Annotated in this window: 25 protein-coding genes and 4 tRNA genes; 16 read left to right on the top strand and 13 right to left on the bottom strand. The window is 44.1% G+C overall.

Going from position 1 to position 25,874, the window contains the following annotated elements:
* The first annotated feature begins 326 nt into the window (after positions 1-326).
* Genes B4C48_RS09225 through B4C48_RS09215 form a run of 3 tightly spaced genes read left to right on the top strand, consistent with a single transcriptional unit; the run spans position 327 to position 3,666 of the window.
* Positions 327-2,423, top strand: a complete 2,097-nt coding sequence (locus tag B4C48_RS09225; protein ID WP_291355765.1) for an FUSC family protein — start codon at positions 327-329, stop codon at positions 2,421-2,423.
* Positions 2,416-2,622 (top strand): DUF1656 domain-containing protein, encoded by a 207-nt coding sequence (locus B4C48_RS09220; protein ID WP_291355762.1) that lies wholly within the window; start codon positions 2,416-2,418, stop codon positions 2,620-2,622. Before B4C48_RS09225 ends, B4C48_RS09220 begins: the two co-directional genes overlap by 8 nt.
* A gap of 33 nt (positions 2,623-2,655) precedes the next feature.
* A complete protein-coding gene (locus B4C48_RS09215) occupies positions 2,656-3,666 on the top strand; it encodes an HlyD family secretion protein (RefSeq protein ID WP_291355761.1) in 1,011 nt (336 codons plus the stop codon).
* A gap of 374 nt (positions 3,667-4,040) precedes the next feature.
* Here B4C48_RS09215 and ruvX read toward each other — a convergent pair whose 3' ends face one another.
* From ruvX to recN, 3 genes are all read right to left on the bottom strand, one after another.
* The gene (gene ruvX, locus B4C48_RS09210) at positions 4,041-4,484 is read right to left on the bottom strand and encodes a Holliday junction resolvase RuvX (RefSeq protein ID WP_291355759.1); all 444 of its coding nucleotides are present in this window, start codon (positions 4,482-4,484) and stop codon (positions 4,041-4,043) included.
* A complete protein-coding gene (locus tag B4C48_RS09205; protein ID WP_291355757.1) occupies positions 4,477-5,031 on the bottom strand; it encodes a YqgE/AlgH family protein in 555 nt (184 codons plus the stop codon). The genes ruvX and B4C48_RS09205 overlap by 8 nt, the downstream gene beginning before the upstream one ends.
* A gap of 113 nt (positions 5,032-5,144) precedes the next feature.
* Positions 5,145-6,806, bottom strand: coding sequence for a DNA repair protein RecN (gene recN, locus B4C48_RS09200; protein WP_291355755.1), 1,662 nt, complete (start codon positions 6,804-6,806; stop codon positions 5,145-5,147).
* 522 nt (positions 6,807-7,328) lie between these two features.
* On the opposite strand from recN, the gene B4C48_RS09195 reads away from it, so the two are divergent.
* The 3 genes from B4C48_RS09195 (at position 7,329) to B4C48_RS09185 (ending at position 9,484) form a co-directional block, all read left to right on the top strand.
* The gene (locus B4C48_RS09195) at positions 7,329-7,652 is read left to right on the top strand and encodes a pyrimidine/purine nucleoside phosphorylase (protein WP_291355753.1); all 324 of its coding nucleotides are present in this window, start codon (positions 7,329-7,331) and stop codon (positions 7,650-7,652) included.
* 132 nt (positions 7,653-7,784) lie between these two features.
* Positions 7,785-8,534, top strand: coding sequence for a 23S rRNA (guanosine(2251)-2'-O)-methyltransferase RlmB (gene rlmB / locus B4C48_RS09190; RefSeq protein ID WP_291355751.1), 750 nt, complete (start codon positions 7,785-7,787; stop codon positions 8,532-8,534).
* Between the two features lie 32 nt (positions 8,535-8,566).
* On the top strand, positions 8,567-9,484 hold the full coding sequence (locus tag B4C48_RS09185) for a DMT family transporter (RefSeq protein ID WP_291355749.1): 918 nt from the start codon (positions 8,567-8,569) through the stop codon (positions 9,482-9,484).
* An 18-nt stretch (positions 9,485-9,502) separates the two neighbouring features.
* On the opposite strand, the gene coaE is transcribed toward B4C48_RS09185, so the two are convergent.
* Genes coaE through pilB form a run of 4 tightly spaced genes read right to left on the bottom strand, consistent with a single transcriptional unit; the run spans position 9,503 to position 13,941 of the window.
* Positions 9,503-10,093, bottom strand: coding sequence for a dephospho-CoA kinase (gene coaE, locus B4C48_RS09180; RefSeq protein ID WP_291355747.1), 591 nt, complete (start codon positions 10,091-10,093; stop codon positions 9,503-9,505).
* Positions 10,094-10,108: 15 nt separating this feature from the next.
* Entirely contained in the window at positions 10,109-10,969 is an 861-nt protein-coding gene (locus B4C48_RS09175; RefSeq protein ID WP_291355745.1) for a prepilin peptidase, read from the bottom strand.
* The gene (locus B4C48_RS09170; protein WP_291355743.1) at positions 10,969-12,195 is read right to left on the bottom strand and encodes a type II secretion system F family protein; all 1,227 of its coding nucleotides are present in this window, start codon (positions 12,193-12,195) and stop codon (positions 10,969-10,971) included. The genes B4C48_RS09175 and B4C48_RS09170 overlap by 1 nt, the downstream gene beginning before the upstream one ends.
* 30 nt (positions 12,196-12,225) lie before the next feature.
* A complete protein-coding gene (pilB, locus tag B4C48_RS09165; protein WP_291355741.1) occupies positions 12,226-13,941 on the bottom strand; it encodes a type IV-A pilus assembly ATPase PilB in 1,716 nt (571 codons plus the stop codon).
* 281 nt (positions 13,942-14,222) lie between these two features.
* On the opposite strand from pilB, the gene tpiA reads away from it, so the two are divergent.
* From tpiA to B4C48_RS09115, 10 genes are all read left to right on the top strand, one after another.
* Complete coding sequence (gene tpiA, locus B4C48_RS09160) at positions 14,223-15,014, top strand: triose-phosphate isomerase (RefSeq protein WP_291355739.1); 792 nt, start codon at positions 14,223-14,225, stop codon at positions 15,012-15,014.
* A gap of 13 nt (positions 15,015-15,027) precedes the next feature.
* Positions 15,028-15,357, top strand: coding sequence for a preprotein translocase subunit SecG (gene secG, locus B4C48_RS09155; protein ID WP_291355737.1), 330 nt, complete (start codon positions 15,028-15,030; stop codon positions 15,355-15,357).
* A 53-nt stretch (positions 15,358-15,410) separates the two neighbouring features.
* Positions 15,411-15,495: transfer RNA gene (locus B4C48_RS09150), tRNA-Leu, on the top strand.
* A gap of 46 nt (positions 15,496-15,541) precedes the next feature.
* Positions 15,542-15,618 (top strand) — tRNA-Met (locus B4C48_RS09145).
* 73 nt (positions 15,619-15,691) lie between these two features.
* Positions 15,692-15,768, top strand: a tRNA-Met gene (locus B4C48_RS09140).
* Between the two features lie 200 nt (positions 15,769-15,968).
* Positions 15,969-16,045 (top strand) — tRNA-Met (locus B4C48_RS09135).
* A 211-nt stretch (positions 16,046-16,256) separates the two neighbouring features.
* Positions 16,257-16,781: a ribosome maturation factor RimP gene (rimP, locus tag B4C48_RS09130; RefSeq protein ID WP_291355735.1), complete on the top strand. Its 525-nt coding sequence runs from the start codon at positions 16,257-16,259 to the stop codon at positions 16,779-16,781.
* A 39-nt stretch (positions 16,782-16,820) separates the two neighbouring features.
* Positions 16,821-18,305 (top strand): transcription termination factor NusA, encoded by a 1,485-nt coding sequence (gene nusA, locus B4C48_RS09125; protein WP_291355733.1) that lies wholly within the window; start codon positions 16,821-16,823, stop codon positions 18,303-18,305.
* 10 nt (positions 18,306-18,315) lie between these two features.
* Positions 18,316-21,021, top strand: a complete 2,706-nt coding sequence (infB, locus tag B4C48_RS09120) for a translation initiation factor IF-2 (RefSeq protein ID WP_291355731.1) — start codon at positions 18,316-18,318, stop codon at positions 21,019-21,021.
* Positions 21,021-21,428, top strand: a complete 408-nt coding sequence (locus B4C48_RS09115) for a ribosome-binding factor A (protein ID WP_291355729.1) — start codon at positions 21,021-21,023, stop codon at positions 21,426-21,428. The genes infB and B4C48_RS09115 overlap by 1 nt, the downstream gene beginning before the upstream one ends.
* A gap of 60 nt (positions 21,429-21,488) precedes the next feature.
* Here the strand turns inward: B4C48_RS09115 and B4C48_RS09110 are convergent, their stop codons facing one another.
* From B4C48_RS09110 to mbhE, 6 genes are all read right to left on the bottom strand, one after another.
* A complete protein-coding gene (locus B4C48_RS09110) occupies positions 21,489-21,887 on the bottom strand; it encodes a Na+/H+ antiporter subunit G (protein WP_291355727.1) in 399 nt (132 codons plus the stop codon).
* A gap of 11 nt (positions 21,888-21,898) precedes the next feature.
* Complete coding sequence (locus tag B4C48_RS09105; RefSeq protein ID WP_291355725.1) at positions 21,899-22,174, bottom strand: monovalent cation/H+ antiporter subunit F; 276 nt, start codon at positions 22,172-22,174, stop codon at positions 21,899-21,901.
* A complete protein-coding gene (locus tag B4C48_RS09100; RefSeq protein ID WP_291355723.1) occupies positions 22,171-22,692 on the bottom strand; it encodes a Na+/H+ antiporter subunit E in 522 nt (173 codons plus the stop codon). The genes B4C48_RS09105 and B4C48_RS09100 overlap by 4 nt, the downstream gene beginning before the upstream one ends.
* Before the next feature lie 2 nt (positions 22,693-22,694).
* The gene (locus B4C48_RS09095; RefSeq protein WP_291355721.1) at positions 22,695-24,503 is read right to left on the bottom strand and encodes a monovalent cation/H+ antiporter subunit D; all 1,809 of its coding nucleotides are present in this window, start codon (positions 24,501-24,503) and stop codon (positions 22,695-22,697) included.
* Positions 24,503-24,868, bottom strand: a complete 366-nt coding sequence (locus B4C48_RS09090; RefSeq protein ID WP_291355719.1) for a Na+/H+ antiporter subunit C — start codon at positions 24,866-24,868, stop codon at positions 24,503-24,505. The genes B4C48_RS09095 and B4C48_RS09090 overlap by 1 nt, the downstream gene beginning before the upstream one ends.
* Position 24,869: 1 nt before the next feature.
* Positions 24,870-25,874 (bottom strand): hydrogen gas-evolving membrane-bound hydrogenase subunit E (gene mbhE / locus B4C48_RS09085; RefSeq protein WP_291355718.1); only part of this gene is annotated, 1,005 nt, incomplete at its 5' end.

Here is a 25,874-nt window from a genome sequence, read left to right as displayed (position 1 = left end):
AATAAGTTATGTAATATATCTTGTTTTTTTAGATTAATTATCACAATAAGATATTATTATTGACTTTATAGGGTCTTTTTGAAAGAATAAAACAAATAAATATCCAATGATGAATTTTTAACCTAATTCGGTTAGCTGTTTTATTGTTCTATTTCACATGCATAAATGCTGTGCAATCTTCTCCATTCATTTTGAATGACGCTCATCTTTGATGACATGTTTAAACATGTCTATTTTGACATGATCCATCTTCAGGGTGGATCGTGCTAGGAGTCGTCGTTACAAAATTAGGGGAGAAGGTCTAAACCCTAATTTGAGATTCGTCCATGCTGCTTACCAAACAAGTACTCGCATTTCGTCCCAGCAAGATGGACTGGATTTTTGCGATTAAAACGTTTTTGGCAGGCATGCTTGCCCTGTATGTGGCCTTTGCGCTGAACCTGGCTTATCCCATCTGGGCAATCGGCACGGTATTTGTGATTGCCAATCCCTTTTCCGGGATGACTTCTTCGAAAAGTTTATACCGGGCACTTGGAACCTTATTCGGAGCAGTGGTTTCGGTTGCAGTGACTCCGCTGCTGATTAATACGCCGTGGCTGTTTACTTTGTTTTTGGCCGCATGGGTGGGGTTTTGCTTATACATCTCGATGCTTGACCGGACCCCGCGTAGCTATGTATTTATGCTGGCGGGTTATACCACGGTCATTATCAGCTATAACATTATTTATAACATCGACACGGTATCGATGTTTGATATGGCAATGGGGCGGTTTTTAGAAATTATGGTCGGGGTGGTCTGTAGTGCCATTGTGACCACAACAATTTTTCCGCTGCATATTGGTCCAGCCGTGGCCTCAAAGGTGTCTAAGTCCTTTAAGGACACCAAAATCTTATTTGACCAGATTTTGCTGGATCCCTCCAAACTGGGAAATTACAGTATCGCACTCAGTCAGATTGCCCGTGATATTGCTGAAATTCATGTCATGGCCGTGCACCTATCTTATGAAAAATCGACCTTGCAGGGGATGACCAAACCGCTGCAGGAAATGCTGCATCAACTGAGCATGCTGGTGGCGAATCTGGTGGCGATGGCAGAGCGGGTTAAGCAACTGGATCAAGCCGATAGCCGTTACCGTACCCAACTTCAGGTGATCCACGATCATAGTGCGGCATTTTTAAAAGCTGATCAGGACATTCAGGAGCAGACATTAAATCAGTTACCTGAAAATTTTGAACAAGATTTTGCCCATTTAATGGCAACTGCACCGGCTGAACAGCAGGTAATTTTGGCTAGCCTGAAAATGGATATTCGCCATTTCATCCAGAATATTCGTGCGATCAGGCTGATTTGGCAGCGCCTTCAACAGGGTGATGCTTCATTGCCTGAAAGCGTAACTCCCCTGAGCACGACCTATCCGACTTTACACCGTGACCATGGGGTTGCGCTACGGGGTGGGATTTCCGCATTTATTGTGGTGATCATTGCCACGGGATTCTGGATTTTAAGTGGCTGGAAAGCCGGTTTTATGATGGCGGAAATGGCAGCGATTAGTGCCTGTATTTTAACTGCGATGGATAATCCGGTCCCGGCGCTCAAGCTATTTGTGCGTGGCAATATTTATGCAGGGATAATGGTATTTATTTATGCCTATGGCATTTTTCCGCACGTGACCTCGTTTTGGGAATTGGCGCTGGTACTGGCCCCTTTTGTGATCTATTGCCTGATGATGTTTCCCCATCCGCCACTCACCGGGATTGCCTTGCCCTTATTGATGGGAACCATCATGGGCTTGAACTTGCAAAACCATTACGCGCTGGATCAGGTTTTTTTCTTTGATGCCACCATCGGTTCTGTGCTGGGACCGATCATTTCAATTTATATCATTCATCTGGTTCGGGCGATGTCTCCTGAAATCACGGTACAGCGGATTTTGTCGCTGCATTACAAGTCGATTCGTCAAGCCTTATATCTTCCTTACGGTGTGCAATTTCGGACCCATTTGCGCAGCATGTTAGACCGGATTGGAATATTAAATACCAAGATGGTTCAGTCAGAAAAATTAAAGCTCCAGATTAATCTGGCTTTGGTGGAAACCAGCGCGGTAATTGACCTGACACGATTGCAAGAGCTAATGAATCGACTTGCTTCTGATCAAGCCATTTTGACTAGTCTGGAAGATCTGCAACAAAGTCTAGATGACTATTTTCGTGCCAAAGAAAATGCACAAACGCAGTTAATTTCAAATCTTCATCAACAGGTTGTTTTAAAAATCAGACAGTTAAAAAAAGAGACACAGCATTTGGAGCAGACGGAAATTCCCCAGCGGATTCAGATTTCTTTAAACAATATTCGCAGCAGCCTGTGTCATGAGCCGATACAGCCTCAAGACCACACTGAACTTGGAGAAGTTGTTCATGGGTGAGTTAAATGTCTATGGGGTGTATGTCCCAGTTCTGCTGATTCAGGCGGTGCTGGCTTATGTTCTTCTGCGTCTGTTGATGCATGTGCTTGACCGTTTTGTGGAGCAGGGCTGGATTGCGTTACCGAATATTTTTTATCTCTGTATTTATCTGGTGTTGCTGTGGCTGGTGCATTGGGGTTTTATCGTCTGCTTGGGCTAAGCAGCTATCTTTTGAAATGAATGAGGTTTTTCCATGACATCCTTAGACTTGCGTAAAGTCGTCCGACCGGTACTATTTATTTTAGTCGCGGTCGTGGCAATTTTGGCGGTAAAACACATTTGGGATTATTACAATTCTGAGCCCTGGACCCGTGATGGTCGTGTACGGGGCGATGTGATTCAGGTGTCTTCCGATGTTTCTGGCTTGGTGACTGACGTTTTGGTGCAGGATAACCAGACCGTGAAAAAAGGGCAGGTGTTGTTTAAGATTGATGTGGCCCGTCAAACCCTGGATGTGGAACAGGCCAAATCGGATTTGTCTAAAGCCAAAGCCAGTTTGGCTGCCGCCGAGGCCGAACTGGCTCAGACCAAAGCCAATCTGGTGAAATCTCAGGCCAATATCAAGTTGGCAGATAAAAATGCCATCCGCTATGCCAACCTGATGGAGGGAGCGATTTCGAAACAGGAACAGGACCAGATCTTTGCAGCGCGTGATCAGTCGCATGCCGAACATGAGCAAATGCTGGCTGCAATTGAACAGGCTAAAGCCAATATTGTGCAGCAAAAAGCCTTGATTGAAGTGGCGAATAGTAATCTGCACTTATCAGAACTGAATTTAAACCGATCTGAAGTGGTGGCGCCGACTGATGGTACCTTATCCAATTTTGAATTGCGGGAAGGTAATTATGTCAAAGTGGGGCAGGCAGTGGCTGCACTGTTAAATCGTCAGCAGCTCTATGTCGTGGGTTATTTTGAGGAAACCAAACTCGACAAGATTTATGTTGGTGCTCCGGCAACCATTCAGTTGATGGGCGATGCGCAAAAACTCAAAGGCCATGTGCAGGGCATTGCTTCCGGGATTGAAGACCGCGAACGTACATCTACTACGGGTTTGCTTGCCAATGTGAATCCCACCTTTAGCTGGGTACGGCTGGCACAGCGTGTTCCGGTTAAAATTGTGATAGATGAGCTGCCTAAGAATCAGCTGGCTTTTGTGGCAGGACGTACTGCGACCGTACATATTCTGAAAAAAGATCAGCCATAAATTTAGCCTTGTTCATTTCAAAAAAAGCATACGAGAGATTAATGCTGATCTAAGGAGTTGATAACAACTCCTTAATTAAGTGGTTCATGACAGAGTCTTACTGCCTTAAATTAAATTTTTGCAGCTCGTATGTTACTTTTGTTTTGGCAAAAGTAACCAAAACCATTTGTCATCCGCAAAACTCGTCCATTACCATCAACTAAAGAATGTATCGCAGAAACAACCACTTTTTTAATCTTGCGGTGCAATGCACCTCATGCCTCAAACAATTGCGGATGACGTTTCCGTGTATCAAACAAAATGCTGAATTTATAAGAATAATGCCAGTAAATTATTGAACGGACTGGCATTATTCTAAAAGATGTTTTTTATCTTTACGGTGCGATACCTTCAGGATTTCGATACCAGCTCTCGATGAATAAGGCTGCCGCGATGCTGTCCGCAGCTAATTTTTTGCCACGCCCCTGAGCTTGATAATGATCCAGTTCATCACGTGCTTCACGGGTGGTCAGGCGTTCATCGACCATCAAGGTTTCAATATTGGTTTGATGGCGCAGACGCCGGGCAAATTTACGCGAACGGGCTGAAAGTTCAGATTCGCTATCATCCATATTCAGGGGCAAGCCCACTAAAAATAGAGTAGGCTGATACTGTTTGACAATTTTCAGTAAAGCATCCCAGTTCGGAATGCCGTCTTTCATCGGAAACAAGGCAAGCGGATTGGCACTTTCAATCAGCGATTGGCCCACCGCCATGCCCATTTTCTGGGTACCGAAATCAAAGGCCATGATCATGTGAGGTTGTGATAAATCAGGCATGTCCAATCTCAGATGATAGCCAGGTGCGGTCTAGGCCCATTTTTTTATAGGCAGCATCCCAGCGGTCGTCATAAGGTAAGTTAAATATTAAATCCATATCTGAATCACAGATTAGCCAGTCACCACGGGAAATTTCTGCTTCCAGTTGATTTTTACCCCAGCTGGCATAGCCCAAGGCAATTTGGTAGCGTCCAACGCCTTCATTGTGGGCGATAGCATCCAAGATATCTTTCGAGGTGGTGATACAGACATTTTCACCCACAGCAATGGATGAATGCCAGGTCGGCTGACCGGTATGCAGTACAAAACCGGCTTCGGGACGTAAGGGTCCGCCTTGCAAGACTGCATGGGGATTGACGTTATCTGCTTCAATTTCCAGGTCATTCAACAATTCCTTGATTGAAAGACCGGATGGACGATTGATGATAATGCCTTGAGCACCATCTTCATCATGGCGTGCCAGATAAATAACGGTATTGGCAAAAAAATCATCGCCCAAATCAGGAGGTGCAATGAGACAGCGATGTGTCAGATATTGTTTAGTCATCTAAGCCATTCCCCCTTAAAATCAAAAACTGATTAAATTAACAAAGCGCTTATGACCAAGTTACTAAACTAATTGGGTTTCGCCAATCATTTTTTGTGATTTAAACCTCAAATTTATACCTGTTGAAACTTAAGTTGACGTAACTGCTTGGCATGTTGCAGTGTGGTGTCATTAATTTCGACTCCACCAGTCATACGTGCCAGTTCATCAATGCGCTGTTCTTCTGCAAGATTGATAATGGTACTGCTGGCCGGATCGGTCTGGAGTTTTTTCACCAGTAAATGATGATCGGACTGTGCTGCCACTTGGGCTTGATGGGTAATACATAAAATCTGTACATGCTGGGCCAAATCTGCCAGTAAACGGCCGACCATTTCTGCTGTTCCACCGCTAATCCCGACATCAATTTCATCGAAAACCAGCACTTCCGATTCGGTTTTTTCCGCATTCATCACTTGCATGACCAGGGCAATACGCGACAACTCACCTCCGGAGGCCACGCGTGCCAAAGGCTGTGCTGGTATACCCTTGTTCGCAGTAAACAGCAGTTGAATAAAGCTAAGACCTTCAGCGCCTGCCTGTTCCAAAGGTTCGAATTTGAATTCAAAATAGGCTTCCGGCAAAGCCAGCTGTTTGACCTGTTCAGTTAATTGTTTCGCCAAAGGCACCGCAGCTTCACGGCGAATTTCATCCAGATATTGGGCTTTGGCTAAAAATTCCTGATGTGATAACTCGACTTGTTCAGCCAGGGTTTCCGGGTCTTCCAGCTGATGCAGTTGCTCAAGTTCAGCTTGCCAGGCCTGATATTCTTCTTTCAAGGTTTCTGGTTGAGTGCGGTATTTTCGCGCGAGACGATGGAAGATCTCCAGTTGCGAGTTCAACTCTTCCATGCGTTCAGGATCGAAACTTTGACGATCGATAAACTGGCGCAAATTTGCCGTTGCATCATCTATTTCACTTTGTGCATTGATCAGTGAATTATAGATTTCGGAAAGTTGTTCACTACGACCGGCATGTGATTCCAGGCGGCGAATAATTGAAGCCAGTTCCTGGGTCAGATTTTGTTCCGCTTCATCCAGCACATTCAAGCTATAACTGCAGTCCAGCATGATATGTTCATGATGGCTTAAACGGTCAAATTCCTGTTCAATCTCTTTATAGTCAATCTGGCTAAGCTCTTCGAGTTCTTCCAGTTGTAACTCTAGCGTTTCAATGCGCTGTTTACGGGTGGCCTGAGCATCTAAAGCCGCCTGATGCTGGCGAATATCTTTTTGCCAGGTGCTATAGGCATTACGCACATCTTGCGCAGGTTGATAAAAGTTGCTGTAACGATCCAGCCAGTGCTTGGGATAGGGCGGTTCTAACAGTTGTTGCTGGCTGTGCTGACTATACAGTTGTACCAATAAACGGCCAATCTCTTTCAGTTCAGACAGGCTGCTTGGACGACCATTAATCCAGGCTTTACTACGACCCGTGGCAAAAATCACCCGTCTTAAATGAATTTCACCTGATTCATCATCCAACTCATGTGCTTTTAGCCATTGGGCTTCAGGGCTCTGTTCCTGATAACTAAAAATAGCGGTCACATCGGCTTTATCCGAGCCAAAACGCACGTAATTGGTATCGGTACGTTCGCCTAGGCAAGCAGACAGGGCATCCAGTAATAATGATTTACCCGCTCCGGTTTCGCCTGTCAGGACATTGAAACCTTGTTCAATATCAATGGCTAAATGATCGGCTAAAGCAAAATTGATCAGAGTTAAATGTGTCAGCATAAACGCATCCAAGCTGCGAAAAGTTTTAATCTAAGATAGTGAAATTTTGTTTTGGTCACAAGACAGCTTTTATTTTAAAAGGATTTAAAACATCAATATCTTACCTTATCTGGGCAAAGAAAATGAAACTTGCAGTTGAAAATAGCTGATAAAAATTTTCCATCGATCACTTAAACCTGTTTTTATAAAAAGATCAAAAATCTCATTCATAGCTTGATTCAGCCTTGCAAAACCTGAACCAGATTGGAGCCAGAGTAATGCAGCTACTTTAAAGAATGAATCAGAGTAAAGAATGCTATTCACCTTTGGTCGGGGAAACATCAGTCGCAATTTGTGCATATAATTTCATTATTGAAGATGTTCGTGCACGGCTCGTTCGTTTTCTTCTTCAGCCTAAAAAATATTTGTAAAAATTTGAAAAATATTGATTTAGCGGGATGAAACAGCGATTGATTAGTTTAATGCTCAGCTTTAAACTAGCTCGAGCAAAAATTATAAATGCGCATTATCTGGAGAATACGCATGTCAAATCAGTTTGATCACGTTTCGGTTGTCAAAAAGTCGAATGTTTATTTCGATGGATTGTGTATCAGTCATACCGTACAGTTTGAAGATGGCACCAAAAAAACCTTAGGGGTGATTTTGCCAACAGAACAGGCATTGACCTTTCAAACGCATGTGCCTGAACGTATGGAAATTATTTCAGGTGAGTGTCGTGTACAAATTGGCGACAAAATCGAAAGTGAATTGTTCCGTGCCGGTCAATCTTTTTATGTACCAGGCAATAGCCGTTTTAAAATCGAGACCGATGACGTGCTCGATTATGTCTGTCATTTCGAAGGCTAAGCATTCGTTCTAGAGAAGACAAAGAATTTTTAACTTGAATCGGTTAAACTAGATTCAAGCATCAATCCTGTAAAGCCTGCTTTGCAGGATTTTTCTTTTTTGTATTATCAGCATAAATTTTAGAGGCCGTTCATGGCAAAACCAGAATATTATTATGGCGTTCACTCGGTGGAGTCATTATTGGAACTCGAGCCTGAGCGCGTACTGACTTTATTTACCTTAAAAGGTCGTGATGACCAGCGTTTGAAAAATGTGCTGGCTCTGGCTGAACCTTTCGGCATCAGTGTACAGCAAGCCAGTCGCGACAAGCTGGAAAAACTGGCAGGTCAGCCTTTTCATCAGGGCGTAGTGGCAGCAGTACGTCCACATCCGGTCTTGAATGAACAGGATCTGGATGCAGTGCTAAAACAAAATCCTCAAGCGCTGTTGCTGGCACTGGATCAGGTCACCGATCCGCACAATTTGGGCGCATGTATTCGTACAGCGGCTGCCATGGGTGTGGAAGCGGTAGTGGTTTCACGTGATCGTTCTGCAAGCCTAACGCCAACAGCACGTAAAGTGGCTGCAGGTGGCGCAGAAAAGGTGAAGTTTATTCAGGTGACCAATCTGGCGCGTACTCTGGGTAATATCAAAGATGAATTTAATGTACGTGTAGTCGGAACCATGCTGGATGAAAAAGCCTTACCAGTGGATAAGTTTGATTTTACCGGTACAGCCGTATGTATAGTCATGGGTGCTGAAGATACCGGTCTACGTCCGATTACCCAGTCGCAATGTGATCAGACGGTCTATATTCCAATGGCAGGAAACTTGCAGAGTTTAAATGTCAGTGTTGCCACAGGGATGGCACTGTATGAAGCTTGCCGTCAACGTAACGTGTAATTTTTTTCTTTCAAATTTAAAAGTTGTTTGCTATGTCTCCCCGGTCTCAAGGTTATCTTTATGTCGCCATTACCATGTGTATTTGGGGGGGATTTACCATTACTTCCCGCCTGAATGCCCAGTGGGGAATTAGTGCTTGGGATATCACAGCACTACGTTTTGCGCTGGCTTTCTGTATTTTAATGCCTATTTTGCTCTATAAAAAAGATACTGCTTTTTTATGGAAAAAAGAGCCTTTCCTGTTGGCGATGATCGGTGGGGTAGCGTATTGCTTAACCTCCTATACGGCATTTCATTATGTGCCCGCAGCGCATGCCGCCATTTTCCTGAATGGTTGTCTTCCGCTGTGTACCGCAGTCGCTGGGCTTGTATTATTTAAACAGCCTTTAGATAAACACATCTGGATTAGCTTGGTGATTATGCTGAGCGCGATCACTGCCATGAGCTTCTTGATGTATCAGGAAACCGGAGTGGCCTTTGGTTTTGGCGACATGCTATTTTTCTTGAGTGCGATCTGGTGGGGCATTTTTACCGTGCTATTACGGCAATGGCAGCTCTCCGCCTGGCATTCCATGGCAGGCGTTGCTATCTGGTCGGCAATTGTTTATGTACCAATTTATCTGCTGTTGTTACCGAAAAATTTAACTGTACCTGAACCTATGCATTTACTGTTACAGGTGGTTTTTCACGGGATCTTTGTGGTGATTGTCGCTACCTTGACCTACGTGGAAGCGATTAAACGTTTAGGGGCATTCAAGGCAGGAAGTATCGTCACTTTGGCACCGTTTATGGCAGCAATTCTGGCCGTGCCACTTTTGGATGAGCCTTTAAGTGTAGCAATTATTTGTGGCCTGGTAGGCATGGCAATCGGTGCATTGCAGCCGTGGCGTTGGATTGGTCATCAAGACAGTTTGAAGCAGCGAATTGAGCAACAAAAAAAGCAGTCTTAAAGGACTGCTTTTTTAATTTTAACGTTTTAAATAAGTTTCATGTAGCGGTTGTAAATGACTGTAGAGATGATCAAGATGACCATCATTCAGCACAATATCATCCGCCAAACGACGTTTTTGTTCACGTGGCATCTGTGACTGAATAATTTTTTCAATTTGTTCAATGGACTGATGATCACGCATGGCAGCCCGCTGAATCTGCAAGTCAATCGATGCATCAATCAGCAGGGTGTGATCGGTCAGTTCATGTTGGTTGGTTTCAAACAATAGGGGGGAAACTAGAATCACATAGGGGCTGGTCGCAGCCTGCAGCTGTTGAATAATGGACTCTCGAATCGCCGGGTGGGTAATGCTTTCTAAAGTTTTACGTGCATCGGGATCTTTAAAGATGTGTTCACGTAAAGCCCGGCGATTCAGCTCGCCATTGTCTAACAAAACCCAATCACCGAAAGCAGCATGAATCTGTTGTAAAGCGGGTTGCCCCTTTTCAACAATTTCACGGGCAACAATATCGGCATCGACTACCGTGATGCCTTGGGCTTCAAACCATCGACTGGCCGCTGATTTACCACTGCCAATTCCGCCTGTTAAACCCAAGATAAACGTCATATATATACCTAAAAATTACTGTCCTAAATAGATTTTCATGATCTGCTCACCCCAAATAAACGCAATCCAACCAGCAATGGCGATATAAGGACCAAAAGCAAAAGGCTGGTTCTCTTTACGGATTTTTAGCAGAATGATGCCAATGATTGCACCCACAAAAGAAGAAAGTAATACGATGAGTGGCAGCATCAATGGCCCCATCCAGGCTCCTAAGGCTGCAAGGAGTTTAAAATCACCATAGCCCATGCCTTCTTTACCGGTAATCATCTTAAACAGATAATAGACAATCCACAAACACAGGAAACCAATAATATAGCCCCAGATGGCGGATGTTGGACTGGTATAAATAGCATAACTATTAATGCCTAAACCCAGTGCTGCCAAGGTTAAAGTATAACGGTCAGGTAGAAGTTGGGTGTCAAAATCAATAAAGGTAAGTGCGATCAAAACCCAGGTGAGAATTAGACCAAACAGCATCTGTAGGGTAGGGCCGAAGACTACCACAATGATCAGGGAACACGCAGCAGTCAATAATTCAATCAAAGGATAACGAATACTAATTGGGTTTTTGCACGAACCGCATTTACCACGTAAAACCAGCCAGCTGATGACAGGAATGTTTTGATACCAGCGAATGGAGGTCTGGCATTTCGGACAGGTTGAATCAGGCTTGCTGAGGGTGATCTTTGTTTCATCAATCATGGCGTGTTCAGGATGCAGCAATATTTGGCAGTCCTGCCGCCATTCCTGTTCCATCATTTTCGGCGTGCGATAGATCACGACATTTAAAAAACTGCCAATACAGAGACTAAAAAGCCCAACTGCAAGATACAAAGCAGTTGGGTTAATCATAAAATAAGCGATAAATTCTTGCATTAAACCACAGAGCCCATTTGGAAAATTGGGAGATACATGGCAATCACCAGACCGCCGACCAGTACCCCAAGTACAGCCATGATTAGAGGTTCCATCATTGAGGTTAGGCCATCTACTGCATTGTCGACTTCATTTTCAAAATGAGTGGCGACTTTATCCAGCATGGCATCCAGTGCACCCGATTCTTCACCAATGGCGACCATCTGTACAGCCATAGAAGGGAATTTGTTGGTCACTCGCATGGCAAACTGTAATTGTTGACCAGTTGCTACATCATCACGGATTTTCATTACCGCAGTTTCATAAACCACGTTGTTAGTTGCACCAGCAGTAGATTCCAAGGCATCAATCAAGGGAACACCGGCAGCAAAAGTAGTCGCTAAGGTTCGACTGTAACGGGCAATAATGGCTTTATAAACAAGATCGCCAAAAATAGGTGCTTTAAGTGCAGCTCTATCGAGGAAGTCACGGAATTTTTTACTACGTTTTTTTGCTTCAAGGAATCCAGCAATTATTGCACCAACTGCAATGATCAGAATAAACCAATATTTTTGCATCCATTCAGACATATTCACCACCATTTTGGTAAAGGCCGGCAAATCTGCACCAAATGAACTAAATAATTCTTCGAATACCGGTACCACTTTGACCATCAAAATAATAGTAACAATAACAGCTACAACTACAACAGTTGCTGGATACTTCATGGCTTTTTTGATTTTTTGCTTTAAAAGCTCACTTTTCTCTTTATAAATTGCGACGCGATCCAGCATAGTTTCCAAGGCGCCTGACTGTTCACCAGATTCAACCAATGAGCAAAATAAGTTATCAAAATATTGAGGATATTTTTTAAGTGCACCAGCAAAGGTATTCCCGCCTTCGACTTCACCTTTAATCCCTAATACAACTTCACGCATGGATGGATTTTCTAAGCCTTCAGCGACGATTTCAAAGCTCTGCACGAGGGGTACACCGGCTTTCATCATGGTTGCCAGTTGACGAGTAAAAATAGTGATATCGAGCGTGCTGACTTTCTTTTTCATTAAGCCTTCGAAAATATTTTTTCTTTTTTCCCGAATGGTCTTAATGGTAATTCCTTGCTTGCGTAAAGTCACTTTAGCAAGTGCCATATTACGCGCAGGTAATTCTCCCTTAAGCTTTTCCCCTTTACGATCAATGCCTTCATAACTGAAGGTTGGCATCATCTGTGCTTTTTTGGCAGCCATGTGCATTTATCCTTATTTTTAAATTTTCATTTATTCACTGGTTACACGATTGACTTCCTGTAGGGAAGTCACCCCCTGCATAACCTTGATTAATCCTGAACGTCTTAAATTATTAAACCCCGATTTTTGAGATGCTGCTGCAATTTCTAGTGCATTGCCATCTTCCATAATAATTTTCGAAATTTCAGGTGTCACTTTCATGACTTCATAAATACCAACACGACCTTTATAACCCTCACGGCACTCGGAACAGCCTACAGGTTGATAGACCTGAAAGTCTTCATGTTGAAGATCTTCTTCTCTAAAACCCATTTCTAACAAACTCGGTTCCGGAATATCTGCAGGTACTTTACATTGAGAGCATAAACGACGTGCTAAACGTTGTGCAATCACCAAGTTGACGGAGGTCGCAATATTAAAGGAAGGGACGCCCATATTACGTAAACGGGTCAAGGTTTCTGGTGCACTGTTGGTGTGTAGCGTAGACATTACCATATGACCCGTCTGAGCAGCTTTAACAGCAATTTCTGCGGTTTCTAAATCTCGAATCTCACCGACCATCACAATATCGGGATCTTGACGTAAGAATGATTTAAGCGCAGCCGAGAAAGTTAAACCCACTTTAGCATTGACATTGACCTGATTAATTCCTTCCAAGTTAATTTCTACAGGATCTTCTGCAGTGGAAATATTGGTGTCTTCGCGATTTAAAATATTCAAGCCCGTATACAGGGATACGGTTTTACCAGAACCGGTTGGACCTGTAATCAACAGCATGCCTTGAGGCTTCTCCAAGGCTTGCATAAACAGTTCTTTTTGCTCTGGTTCATAACCCAAGGCATCAATACCTAGCATGGCACTAGATGGATCCAGAATACGTAGTACCAGTTTTTCCCCAAATAGGGTCGGTAAAGAGTTAACACGAAAGTCGATGGCTTTGGTTTTTGAAAGCTTAAGCTTAATCCGTCCATCTTGAGGTAAGCGCTTTTCAGAAATGTCCATTTGTGACATGACTTTTAAACGCGAGGCCAGGCGTGTAGCAAGTTGTAGGGGAGGATTGGCAATCTGACGTAACACGCCATCAATACGATAACGAACACGGTATGATTTCTCATAAGGTTCAAAATGTAAATCGGAGGCACCCATACGAATCGCATCAATCAATAATTTATTGATATATTTTACAATAGGGGCCTCATCCGCTTGTGGTGGACCATCATCTTCATCCGCAGATTTGTTGAAATCTTCTTGTTCGAGATCGAGATCGATATCATCATCAGAAAATTCAAAACTGTCCGCTTGAGTAAAATTTTGTTCGATGAGTTTGTGTAATTTTGGGTGTTCTACAATAATCGCTTCAATATTCATTTTACTGCTGAAGCGAATCGCATCCATAGCATCTATATTGGTGGGATTGCTGGTGGCGACGTAGAGTAAATTGCCACGTTTAAAAATGGGCAGAATGCAATGTTTACTAATGAGTTTTTCATCTATCCCTTCTCGGATAATTTGCGCAGAATCATAGGCGCTCAAATCAAAAAGAGGCTCTCCAAATTCTTGAGAAATTTTCTCGGCAATATCTAGAGCTGAAATCTTTAACTGATCAATTAAAAAAGGGACAATATCCTGATTGGCTTTTTTGGCATTCGCCATCGCATTCTGCATATTTTCAGCAGAAACTAAGCCATCTTCAACTAACCGCCGAATAAAACCAGTGAATCTAGGTGAACTTTGTAATGCTGCCATGCTTGAATATGCCTGCTTAATCAATTTGTTTATAATTGGTATATTTGAATTATACTTTTGTTGTATAAAAATACCATATCTTAAAATGTTGTCATCTACTTAATATCACATAAAACTTTGAACCAGTCGTAATTACAGGAGGAAGTTTTTTCTTTAAGGTAAAAGTCGAGGTTGCAAAAAATAAGAATGAGATAAAAAAGCTATATGAAAATTTTCTGAAAAATCTTGAATTCCGTGTAGAATGTGCGCGGTTTAATGAATTGTTTTTAATAGGTTACTGTATGTCGGGTTCGACTATTACTCCTTGGGTTGTCGGCAATTGGAAAATGAACCCAATGCAGGCAGACGCAAAAGCGTTACTAAAAGATTTTAAAAAATTATTGCAAAATAATGAAATTAAAGAACCAAATTGCTATTTGGGTATTGCTCCCACTATGCTGGCTTTGAGCGCTGTTCAAGCGGAACTGGCAAGTGCAGCCCATCCTGTTTATACCGTTGCGCAGGATATTTCTCGTATTGCCGGTACGGGCGCCTATACCGGTGAGGTGAGTGCTGACTTATTGAAAGATCATCAGATCGGTTTTGTACTGATTGGTCATTCAGAACGTCGCGAGATTTTTGCTGAAACCGCTCAAATTTTAAATGAAAAAGTGAAGAATGCTTTAAATGCAGGCTTAACCATTATTTATTGCGTCGGTGAAAGCTTGGAACAGCGTGAAAATGGTCAGGCAGAGCAGGTGGTCTTGCAGCAAATCTGTGATATTGCCGCAGTGGTGCAGGCTGAGCAGTGGAAAAATATTATCGTAGCCTATGAACCTATCTGGGCAATTGGTACCGGTAAAACTGCTTCACCTGAAGATGCACAGGCAATGCATGCCAAAATTCGTGCAGGTTTGACTCAAATTACATCTGTGGGTGCAAGCATGGCGATTTTATATGGTGGTAGTGTTAAGCCAGAAAATGCAGTAGAGTTGGCTGCCTGTCCAGATATTAATGGTGCGCTGGTTGGTGGTGCATCTTTAAATGCAGAGTCTTTCTATAAAATTGCTCAGGCTTTTGCAAATACAAAATAATTAGGAGTTCAGCATGCAAACTTTTGTGCTGGTAGTACATATTATCTTAGCCCTTTTAATGATTGTATTGATTCTGGTACAACATGGTAAAGGGGCAGATGCAGGTGCCTCATTTGGTGGGGGCGGTGCTGCAACCGTCTTTGGCGCTTCAGGTTCAGCCAATTTTTTAACCCGTCTAACTGCCATATTAACAGCTTTGTTTTTTGTAACGAGCTTGAGTTTAGCTATTTTTGCCAAAAAGCAGACCAGTGATGCCTATAGCTTAAAATCGGTACAAACAACAACCACGGCTCCGGCAAATTCGAGTGAAACTTCACCAGTTGCACCGAAAACAGGCGAATAAATATATTTAGTTCTTTCTTTTTGGGTCTGATCCGACTAGAATGCGACACAGCTGCGGTGGTGGTGGAATTGGTAGACACGCTACCTTGAGGTGGTAGTGCCTTCGGGCGTGGGGGTTCAAGTCCCCCCTTCCGCACCAACTTATAATCCAGAACATAAGTGGGTGTAAGCAGCAAATCTGTTGATGCGGGATGGAGCAGTCTGGTAGCTCGTCGGGCTCATAACCCGAAGGTCGTTGGTTCAAATCCAGCTCCCGCTACCAATCTTTATTTTAGATGCAAACTGAAATAAGCACCTTGAGTATTTAAGGTGAGATTAATTTTTTGTAATGTTGTTGCGGGATGGAGCAGTCTGGTAGCTCGTCGGGCTCATAACCCGAAGGTCGTTGGTTCAAATCCAGCTCCCGCTACCAAGTTTTTAAGTGTGTAGAAATGCTATTTATTGAATAGTTGATTGCTCATCAGGCTCAACTCTCCATAAACTGGCGAAGGTTGTTGGTTCAAATCCAGCTCCGGCTACCACTTTTGATTAAGGTGCAACTTAATCAAACAATCGCTGAAGAGTTTTTGATTGAAAATGATCAGCAGATTGTATATAATTTTTGCACGTTGATGCGGGATGGAGCAGTCTGGTAGCTCGTCGGGCTCATAACCCGAAGGTCGTTGGTTCAAATCCAGCTCCCGCTACCAAGTTTCTAAAAGGCTCACAAAAAGGTGGGCCTTTTTGCACAGTGGACTTTGGTTTTTCTGTGTAAATAGGGGCGATTACGCCCTTTTTTATTGGCTATCGTGTAGTGTCCGACATTTATTGGTCAAATCGTCATGTTTCACTACTAATATAGTTGAGTTAGTCTGAACCGGTCACCGCGACCATTAAATCGCACCTTAATAACGAGAGTAAATGAAGCTATCAAATAAAACTCAAGCACTCCAAGACTTAATCGCTCCTGCAGTGCAAGCATGCAATGTAGATCTTTGGGGAATCGAATTTATTCCTCAAGGAAAACGTTCTTTATTGCGTATCTATATTGATAAAGCAGGCGAAACTGATGCACAGCCTGTTATGAATGAAGAAGGCGAACTAGAGCAGGGTCGAGGTATCGGCGTACAAGATTGTGTTCGCGTAACACAGCAAGTGGGTGCCATGCTTGATGTACATGATCCAATTTCTGGTGAATATTCTCTTGAAGTCTCTTCTCCAGGTTGGGATCGTCCATTTTTCCAGCTCGAACAAATGCCAGCCTATATTGGACAGCAAGTCGCATTACGTCTGATTAGTGCTGTAGATAACCGTCGTAAATTTCAAGCAAAACTGATTGCTGTTGATCTTGAAAATGAAATCATTCAAGTAGAAGTTGAAAAACAACAAGTTCTTGAAATTGATAGTCATAATATCGACAAAGCAAATTTGATTTACCAAGATTAATTTATCCAATAAATAAGAATCTGAACGAATAGGTGACTTATGGCACGTGAAATTCTTACCGTAGTAGAAACGGTTAGTAACGAAAAAGGTGTACCTCGTGAAGCGATCTTTGAAGCGCTAGAACAAGCGCTTGTAGCTGCGACTAAAAAGAAATTTTATGAAGGCACAAACTCGGAAGAAGCACGTTTACGTGTAGAAATCGATCGTAAAACAGGCGACTACCGTACTTTCCGTCAATGGGAAGTAGTGGCTGATGAAGATCACGAAATGCCTGCATGTCAGGATGCGATTTCGGATGTCGATCCTGCTCAGTGGTCAATTGGTGACATTCGTGAACTCGAAGTTGAATCAATTGATTTCGGTCGAATTGCTGCGCAAATTGCCAAACAGGTGATTGTGCAAAAAATTCGTGAAGCTGAACGTGCTCTAGTCGCTGATGCCTATGAATCTAAAGTTGGTGAACTCATCTACGGTGAAGTGAAAAAACAAACCAAAGATGGCTTTATTATTGACTTGGGTGACAATGCTGAAGCATATCTTGCTCGTGAAGAGATGATTCCTAAAGAGATTCTTCGTCCTAAGCAACGTGTAAACGCGATTTTATATAGCGTGAATCGTGAAGGTCGTGGTGCACAACTGTTATTGTCACGTGCCCGTCCTGAAATGCTGATTGCGTTGATGAAGAAAGAAATTCCTGAAATTTCTGAAGAAATCATTGAAATTAAAGCAGCTGCACGCCAACCGGGCGTTCGTGCTAAAATTGCTGTGAAAACTAACGATCACCGTATTGATCCTGTAGGTGCATGTATTGGTATGCGTGGTACACGTATCCAGGCCGTACAATCAGAATTGAATGGTGAGCGTATTGATGTAGTGGTGTGGTCTGATGATCCAGCACAGTACATCGCCAGTGCCTTAGAACCTGCAGATGTATCGAGTATTGTGATTGATGAAGATGTTCACAGTGCAGATATCATTTTCGCAGCAAGCGATCAGTTGGCACGTGCGATTGGTTCACAAGGTCAAAATGTCCGTTTAGCCTCTGAATTGACAGGCTACAAACTGGATATGATGCTCGAAGAAGAATTCTACGCACGCCAACAAAACGAAGCTCAGCAATATCTCGACATGTTTGTTAGCCGTCTGGATATTGATGAAGATTTGGCAATGGCTTTGGTTGAGATGGGCTTTACTTCACTTGAAGAAATTGCTTATGTTCCAGCTGAAACATTTGATGAAATTGAGTTGGATGCTGATACTGTTGAATTATTGCAAAGCCGTGCGAAAGAAATTACATTGGCAGACGCGTTAAAACAACAAGAAAACATTCAAGAACCAAGTGCAGAACTTGTGGCAATGCAAGGGATGACACAGGAAATCGCATATGCCCTTGCGGCTCGCGGTGTGGTAACTGTAGATGATCTAGCTGACCAAGCCACTGACGATATTGAAGATATTGAAGGTTTAGGCGCGGAAAAAGCGGGTCAACTTATTATGAAAGCGCGCGAATCATGGTTTAACTAGGAGGAAATATATGACGGACAAGTCGATTAAAGAGTTGGCTCTCAGCGTGGATCGCCCCGTTGAGAAGCTCCTAGAGCAGGTTCGTGACGCAGGTTTACCCCAACGTAAAGCTGAAGATATTATTTCCACTGAACAACAAAATACCCTCGTTAACCATTTGAAGAAAGTTCATGGTCAAGACGATGGGCATGCAGGAAAAATCACGTTGAAACGTAAAACAACCAGTACTGCTAAAGTGGCCAGTACATCAGGTAAGGCGAAAACAATTAATGTAGAAGTTCGTAAGAAGCATACATTTGTTAAGCCGGATCCGGAACAAATTAAGGCTGAAGCTTTAGCCAAGGCTCAGGCTGAACAAAACTCGCGTGAAGCTGAGTCAAAGCCAGCAGCGAAAGCTGAAGAGTCTAAGCAACAACCGGTATCTAAAGCGAAACAAGCTTTAGAAGCAATGCGTGCTGCCGCTAAGCAAGAAACGGCTAAGCAAGAAGTATCTAAAGCTGCTGTTGTTGTGACACGTAAGTCAAACAACAAACCGATTGTAAAACAAACGGTTAAGCAAGTTGAAACAGCTGAACAGAAAAAATTACGTGAAGCTCAAGCTGCACAGTTAAAAGCAGTTGAAGAAGCAGCACGTCGTAAGTCGGCTGAAGAAGCTCAACAACGTACGCTTGAACAAATGCGTCAGATGGCGTCGAAATACACTTCTGAAGATACCACTGCAACCATTCGTGTTGTTGATGATTCTCCATTGGCTGCGGGTCTCGTGGGTCAGGCATATGAAGATTCATTTGCTAAAGAAGACCGCGAAATCAAACGTGGTGGTAATACCACAAGTACACGTGCACCAAAAAAAGGTGGACGTCGTGGTCAGGAAGAGCAAAGCTTTAGTAAACAGCCTAAACGTGGTCTAAAAACCAGTCAGGGCAACAAGCATGGCTTTGAAAAACCTGTTAAGAAACAGGTTTATGATGTCGAAATTGGTGAAACCATTGTTGTTGCTGACTTAGCAGCGAAAATGGCAATCAAGGTTCGTGAAGTCATTAAATCACTGATGAAAATGGGTGAACTGGTTACTCAGAACCAAGCCATTGATCAAGAGATTGCAGCACTTGTGGTTGAAGAAATGGGCCACAACCCAGTTCTAGTTTCTGATACTCAGGCTGAAGATAACTTGCTTGAAGCGGCTGAAGAAGCACGTGGTGCTCAAACAACTCGTGCTCCTGTAGTAACGATCATGGGTCACGTTGACCATGGTAAGACATCGCTGCTTGACCGTATCCGTCGCACCAAAGTGGCTGCAGGCGAAGCGGGTGGTATTACCCAGCATATCGGTGCTTATCACGTTAAAACCGATAAAGGCATTATCACTTTCTTGGATACTCCGGGACACGCAGCGTTTACTTCAATGCGTTCACGTGGTGCTAAAGCAACTGATATCGTGGTACTTGTTGTTGCAGCGGATGATGGTGTAATGCCACAAACTGCTGAAGCAATTGATCACGCGCGTGCTGCAGGTACACCAATCATTGTTGCAATCAACAAGATGGATAAAGAATCTGCCGATCCAGATCGCGTATTGAACGAATTGACGACTAAAGAAATCGTGCCTGAACAATGGGGCGGTGATGTACCAGTAGCCATGGTTTCAGCACATTCTGGTCAAGGTATCGATGAACTTCTAGACTTGATTTTGATTCAATCTGAATTGCTTGAATTGAAAGCGTCTGAAGAAGGTGCTGCACAAGGTGTGGTAATCGAAGCACGTGTAGACAAGGGTCGTGGTGCGGTTGCGTCTATTCTTGTACAAAACGGTACCTTGAAAGTAGGTGATTTAGTTCTTGCTGGTTCATCTTATGGTCGTGTTCGTGCGATGACAGATGAAAACGGTCAACGTATTAAATCGGCAGGTCCTTCGATTCCTGTGGAAATTCTGGGTCTTCCAGAAGCGCCAATGGCAGGTGACGAAGTTCTTGTTGTGAATGACGAGAAAAAAGCACGTGAAGTTGCCGATGCGCGTATGGATCGTGAACGCCAAAAACGTCTTGAGCGTCAATCTGCAATGCGTCTTGAAAACATCATGGCGTCTATGGGCAAGAAAGATGTGCCTATCGTCAACGTGGTGCTTAAGACTGATGTACGCGGTACATTGGAAGCATTACACGTGGCGCTTGCTGAACTTGCAACTGACGAAGTAAAAGTACGTATTATTGGTTCAGGTGTCGGTGCAATCACTGAGTCTGACGTAACACTGGCTGAATCTTCTGAAGCAGTTCTTCTCGGCTTTAACGTTCGTGCGGACAACACTGCGCGTCAAAAAGCAGATGCAGACGGTATCGACATTCGTTACTACAGCATCATCTATCAATTGATTGATGACGTGAAAGCAGCGATGAGCGGTAAACTTGCTCCTGAACATCGTGAAACGATTCTGGGTGTGGCTGAAGTACGTGAAGTATTCCACTCAAGCAAATTCGGTGCAGCTGCAGGCTGTATGGTGCTTGAAGGTATGTTACACCGTAACAAGCCAATCCGTGTACTTCGTGATGATGTGGTGGTGTTCCAGGGTGAGCTTGAATCTCTTCGTCGCTATAAAGAAGTGGTTGAAGAAGTTCGTGCCGGTATGGAATGTGGTCTTGCAGTAAAAGGCTATAAAGACATCAAAGTACAAGACAAGATCGAAGTGTATGATGTTCAACTGATTAAACGGAGTCTTTAATGGCGGGTAGTCAACGTCTGAAGCGTATGGGAGATTCAGTTCAGCGAGAATTGTCTGAACTGATCCGCCAAGAGCTGAAAGATCCACGCTTAGGTGGTCTGGTGACCATCTCTGCGGTTAAAGTTAGCCCAGATTTAGGATATGCCGAAGTTTATGTAACCGTCATGGGACGTGAGCTGGGCGATGAGCAAAGTGAAGCGGCGAACAAGGAAACTTTAGATGTGCTAAACAAGGCATCTGGTTTCTTGCGTCATGAACTGAGTCGTCGGATCAAGACACGGATAACGCCTCGTTTGCGTTTCCATTACGACAAAACCAACGCATATGGTAACTATATGTTTGGTCTGATTGCAGAAGCAGTGAAGGATTTACCTCCTACTGATGATGCAAAAAAAGATGATGAATAATCACTAAACAAAAAAGCCACCTTCGGGTGGCTTTTTTTATACCTTTAAATCTGGGCTGATTTAGTCTAGATCATCAGGTGATTTATTTGGGTTTTGCGGAGCACGACGACGGCTCCGCTGCCAGGGTAAAGGACGTTCAAGCGCTTCAGGTACTTCACCACTGGTTGAGCGTAAACGTAAGTGCAAGGCAGCTTGTGCCATTAAATTTGCAGACACGGGTGCGGTTATGAATGCCAGTAAAGTCAGCAACAGTTCGGCAAAACCAAAGCGTCCCTGAAAAGCGGAAAAAATCATGGCAGCAATCAGGAAGCTACCCAGACCCAAGGTACTGGATTTGGTCGGTGCATGCAGGCGCATAAACAAATCTGGCAGACGTACCATACCAATGCCGCCCACCAGCATGAAGAATGAGCCGATCAACAAAAATATCGAGACCAGAATTTCCATGATAAGTTGCATTGCTGTAGCTCCTAATCGACCACGTGGCCAGTGGTAAAGTAACGTGCCAGGGCTGCGGTAGATACGAATCCAAGCATGGCCACCAGTAAAGCCCCTTCAAATAAGGAGGTACTTGTCCAGTAGATGCCTAGAATGACCACCAGACAGGTCGCATTCAGAAACAGGGTATCCAATGCTAAAAGCCGGTCTACAATGGATGGGCCTACCACCATACGAATCAGGCAAAGAAACATGGAAATGGTGATTGCGACCATACACAAGCCGAGTGCATAAGGCAAAATAGTCATGAATCTTCTCCTAATTCCACATCAAAGATTTCGATCAGCGCTTTTTCATAACGATTTTTAATTTCGATAATATCGACTTCGGCATTATCGGTACTCAAGGCATGCACCAGAATGTCGCCACGATCATCATCAATCCCTGCCGTCACTGTACCCGGTGTAGTGGTAATAATCAGGGCCAGTAAAACATTGACCTGTTCATGCTGGGTTTCCAAAGGCACCCGAAACCATTTAGGATGCAACTTGCGGGTGGGTCCAAGAACCATTTTGGCCACTTTAATATTACAAACAATAATGTCCCATAACACCACAAAGAATAATTTTATAGCCAGAATCCAGTGAATATTTGGAGTATGCCCAATAAAGGGTTTGACTAAACGCGGAATGACAATGCCCAGCAATAAGGCCATCAGCAAGGTTGCCGGATCCAGACTATGCGCCAGCATGATCCAGCTTAAGGCCACAATCACGGAAACAAAGGGATGGGGCAGCCAGTTTTCCCAAAACGATGAGGTTTTCATGCTTAAGGCTCCCTAGGCTTGAGTTTGGCATCATCCGGCTGAGCGGATTGCTGTCCGTGCTGTTGCTTGATCTGGCGTTGCTTATATTCTGAAATGTGCTCACCTTCTAAAGTATCTTTAGAGATGATATACGGAATCAGATGTGCATTTGGATCGACCGTTTCACCACCATATTTGGTTTCAGGTAAATTTTCAGGGTTGTAAGGTTGTACACTAATCACCTGATTCAAGTCATCTCTGTGTAAAATCACGCCTTCATATAACGTATTATTTTGGATCTGTTCAGCCGTTTTGAACATATATTTCTGAATCGGATTGGCACAAACCATATACAGCACCAAGCCTGACAACAGCAGATAAATGGTTTTGTCATTGCGTATTGGGGCATGATTGGGTATAGCTTGATACGCTTTAAATTCTTCAGTATCCGTTTGAGTTTCAGGTTTGCTGGCACGCCAGAACAGAATGAAACCGACCCGGGTAAACGCAATAATGCTGAGTAAACTCACCAGCAACACCACGCCAATAATCACCCCTTGATAAGGGGAATGTGACGTCGCCTGCAAGATAAAAATCTTGCCTAAAAAGCCACTAAAAGGGGGTAAACCCGCCATCATTAAGGCAATCAAAAAGAAGGTGAGGGACACTGCTTTTTGCTGTTTCATTTGCGGAGCGATATTGAAATGATCTTTGAATATCCCGCGTTGAGAGGTAATCCAGCCGCAGAGCAGATAAAATGCAGCGCCAATAAGGGTACTGTGCACCAGATAGTACAGTCCTGCCGCCCAGGCCAAAGTATTAAATAATGAAATGGCAATCAGCAGGGTGCCGATGGAGGACAAAATCATAAAGCCAACAAAACGACGTAACCGCTCCGCGCCAATGGCTCCAATTACGCCATACACTGAGGTGACTAAACCGATCGGAAGTAACCAGTTCGCCAGAATGTCCTGACTTAAGCGGTCATCGAAGATCGTGCCATTGACTCGAAGAATGGCATAAATGCCAACTTTGGTCATAATGGTGAAAATGGCAGCCACCGGAGTCGTGGCCACGGCATAGGTTTTCGGAAGCCAAAAACCGACCGGCAACATAGCAGCCTTGATGCCAAAGACCACAAATAACAGCAAGCCTCCCGCAACAGCCAAGATATGTTGATCCGGTTCTAATAGCGGAATTAAACGTGCGACATCGGCCATGTTTAAACTGCCGACACTGCCGTAGATCATGCCTAAGCCAATCAGAAACAGCGCAGAGGCCAGCAGGTTGATGGTGACGTAATGAATACCCAGCTGAAAACGGGCTTTGCCTTGTCCATGTAGAAGTAGGACATAAGAAGCCATCAACAGGATTTCAAAGAACACGAATAAATTAAATAAATCCCCGGTCAGGAATGCACCGCACAAGCCCATGAGTAAAAAATGGAACATGGCATGGAAATAGCGCCCTTGGGTATCCCATGCATGGCTGGCAAACCATAAAATTGGGGTTGCCAAGGCATAGGTCAGCACCAGCATCAGTGCAGAAAGCTGATCCAGAACCAGTACAATACCAAAGGGTGCAGACCACTCACTGAGGTTATAGGTGCTAATTTGCCCGCTGCTGGCGAATATTAAATACACGATGGCAGTACTTAAACCCAGGATTGACGAGACATAACTAATGCCACGACGCCAAGGCTGGCGCCAGTCATGTGCTAATGCACCTGTACCGGGATTACCCAAAAGAACCAGTAAAAAGCCAGTAAATGCCGGAATTAAAATGCTGAATATTGGAGTGTGCTCAGTCCAGAACTGGATGAAGGCATTCATTAAGGCTCATCCTCACGCGGGTCAATCGGGTTTATTTCCTCTTTCGAGTCGACGTGGTCAGTACCACTTTCATAACGGCTGCGCAAAGCCAGCTGGACAATAAAGGCCGTGGTGGCAAAGCCAATTACAATGGCAGTCAAGACCAGTGCCTGAGGTAAAGGATCGGTCACTTTTGTGGTTTCAGTCAGTACAGCGGGGGCATTGACCTGAATTCGTCCTATGGCAAACAGGAATAGATTGACCGCATAACCAATCATCGCCAGTCCTAAAACCACGGGAAAAGTACGTGCACGCAAGATCAGGTAAATTCCTGTGGCAAACAGTAAGCCAATGGCAGAGGCAAGTAAAAATTCCAGACTGATCATTTTATTCCCTCTTCAACACTGGACCAGACATGCTGGAGTGGCGCGAGTCACCCAGAACAGAAATCATCAACATGGTGGCACCGACGACGGTGACATAAACCCCGACATCAAATAATGCCGCAGAGGCTAAATGTATATCACCCAGCAGGGGCGGAGCGATATGGATATGCGCACTGGTCAGAAATGGACGTCCCCAGAACCAGGCACCCAGTCCGGTCAGTCCTGCAATAGTGAGTCCTGAACCAATCCAGATTTCATATAAACGGCCTGATTTGGCTTTCAACATTTGTTCTGCCTGATCTTGCCCTAAGGCAATGTACTGGATGATCAAGGCCAATGAGGTAATGAGGCCGGCAATAAATCCACCGCCGGGCAGGTTATGGCCACGTAGGAAGATATACAGGCTCACCACCAATGCCAGAGGCAATACCCAGGATGCGGTAATACGGAACATCAGCGGAGAGGGATTAAAACGGTAGGTCAGTCCCTGAGTAATGGTGGTGCCGTGTGCACGCATACCATCCATTAAACACAGTGCGCCAATTGCAGCGATGCCCAAGACGGTAATTTCGCCAAAGGTATCGAAACCACGGAAGTCGACCAGAATCACGTTGACCACATTGGAACCACCGCCGAGTGGAAGTGACTGCTGCATAAAGAACCATGAAATCGAATTGTGGTCACGGGTCAGCATCAGCCAGCTAATCCAGCCAATACCGAAACCACTGCCAATGGCAATCAGGGCATCACGCCAGCGCCGTGACACACTAGATTCGTAAGGAGTAAGCTGCGGCAGCAAGGACAGGCTCATGAGCAGTAATACTGTCGTGACTACATCGACCGTGATTTGGGTCAGTGCCAGATCAGGTGCAGATAAAGTCACAAACACCAGGGTCACGACAAGTCCGACTGCGCCGCTAATCAGCACGGCCTTAATCCGTTCATGATGAAACCACAGCATCATCCAGCAGGCTGAGAACAAGAGCAGCCACAACACAATGGCAAT

Source organism: Acinetobacter sp. UBA3106 (assembly GCA_002365595.1).
Taxonomy (GTDB): domain Bacteria; phylum Pseudomonadota; class Gammaproteobacteria; order Pseudomonadales; family Moraxellaceae; genus Acinetobacter.
The sequence above is the reverse complement of the archived record's forward strand: the minus strand, read 5'-3'. Positions and strand labels throughout refer to the sequence as shown.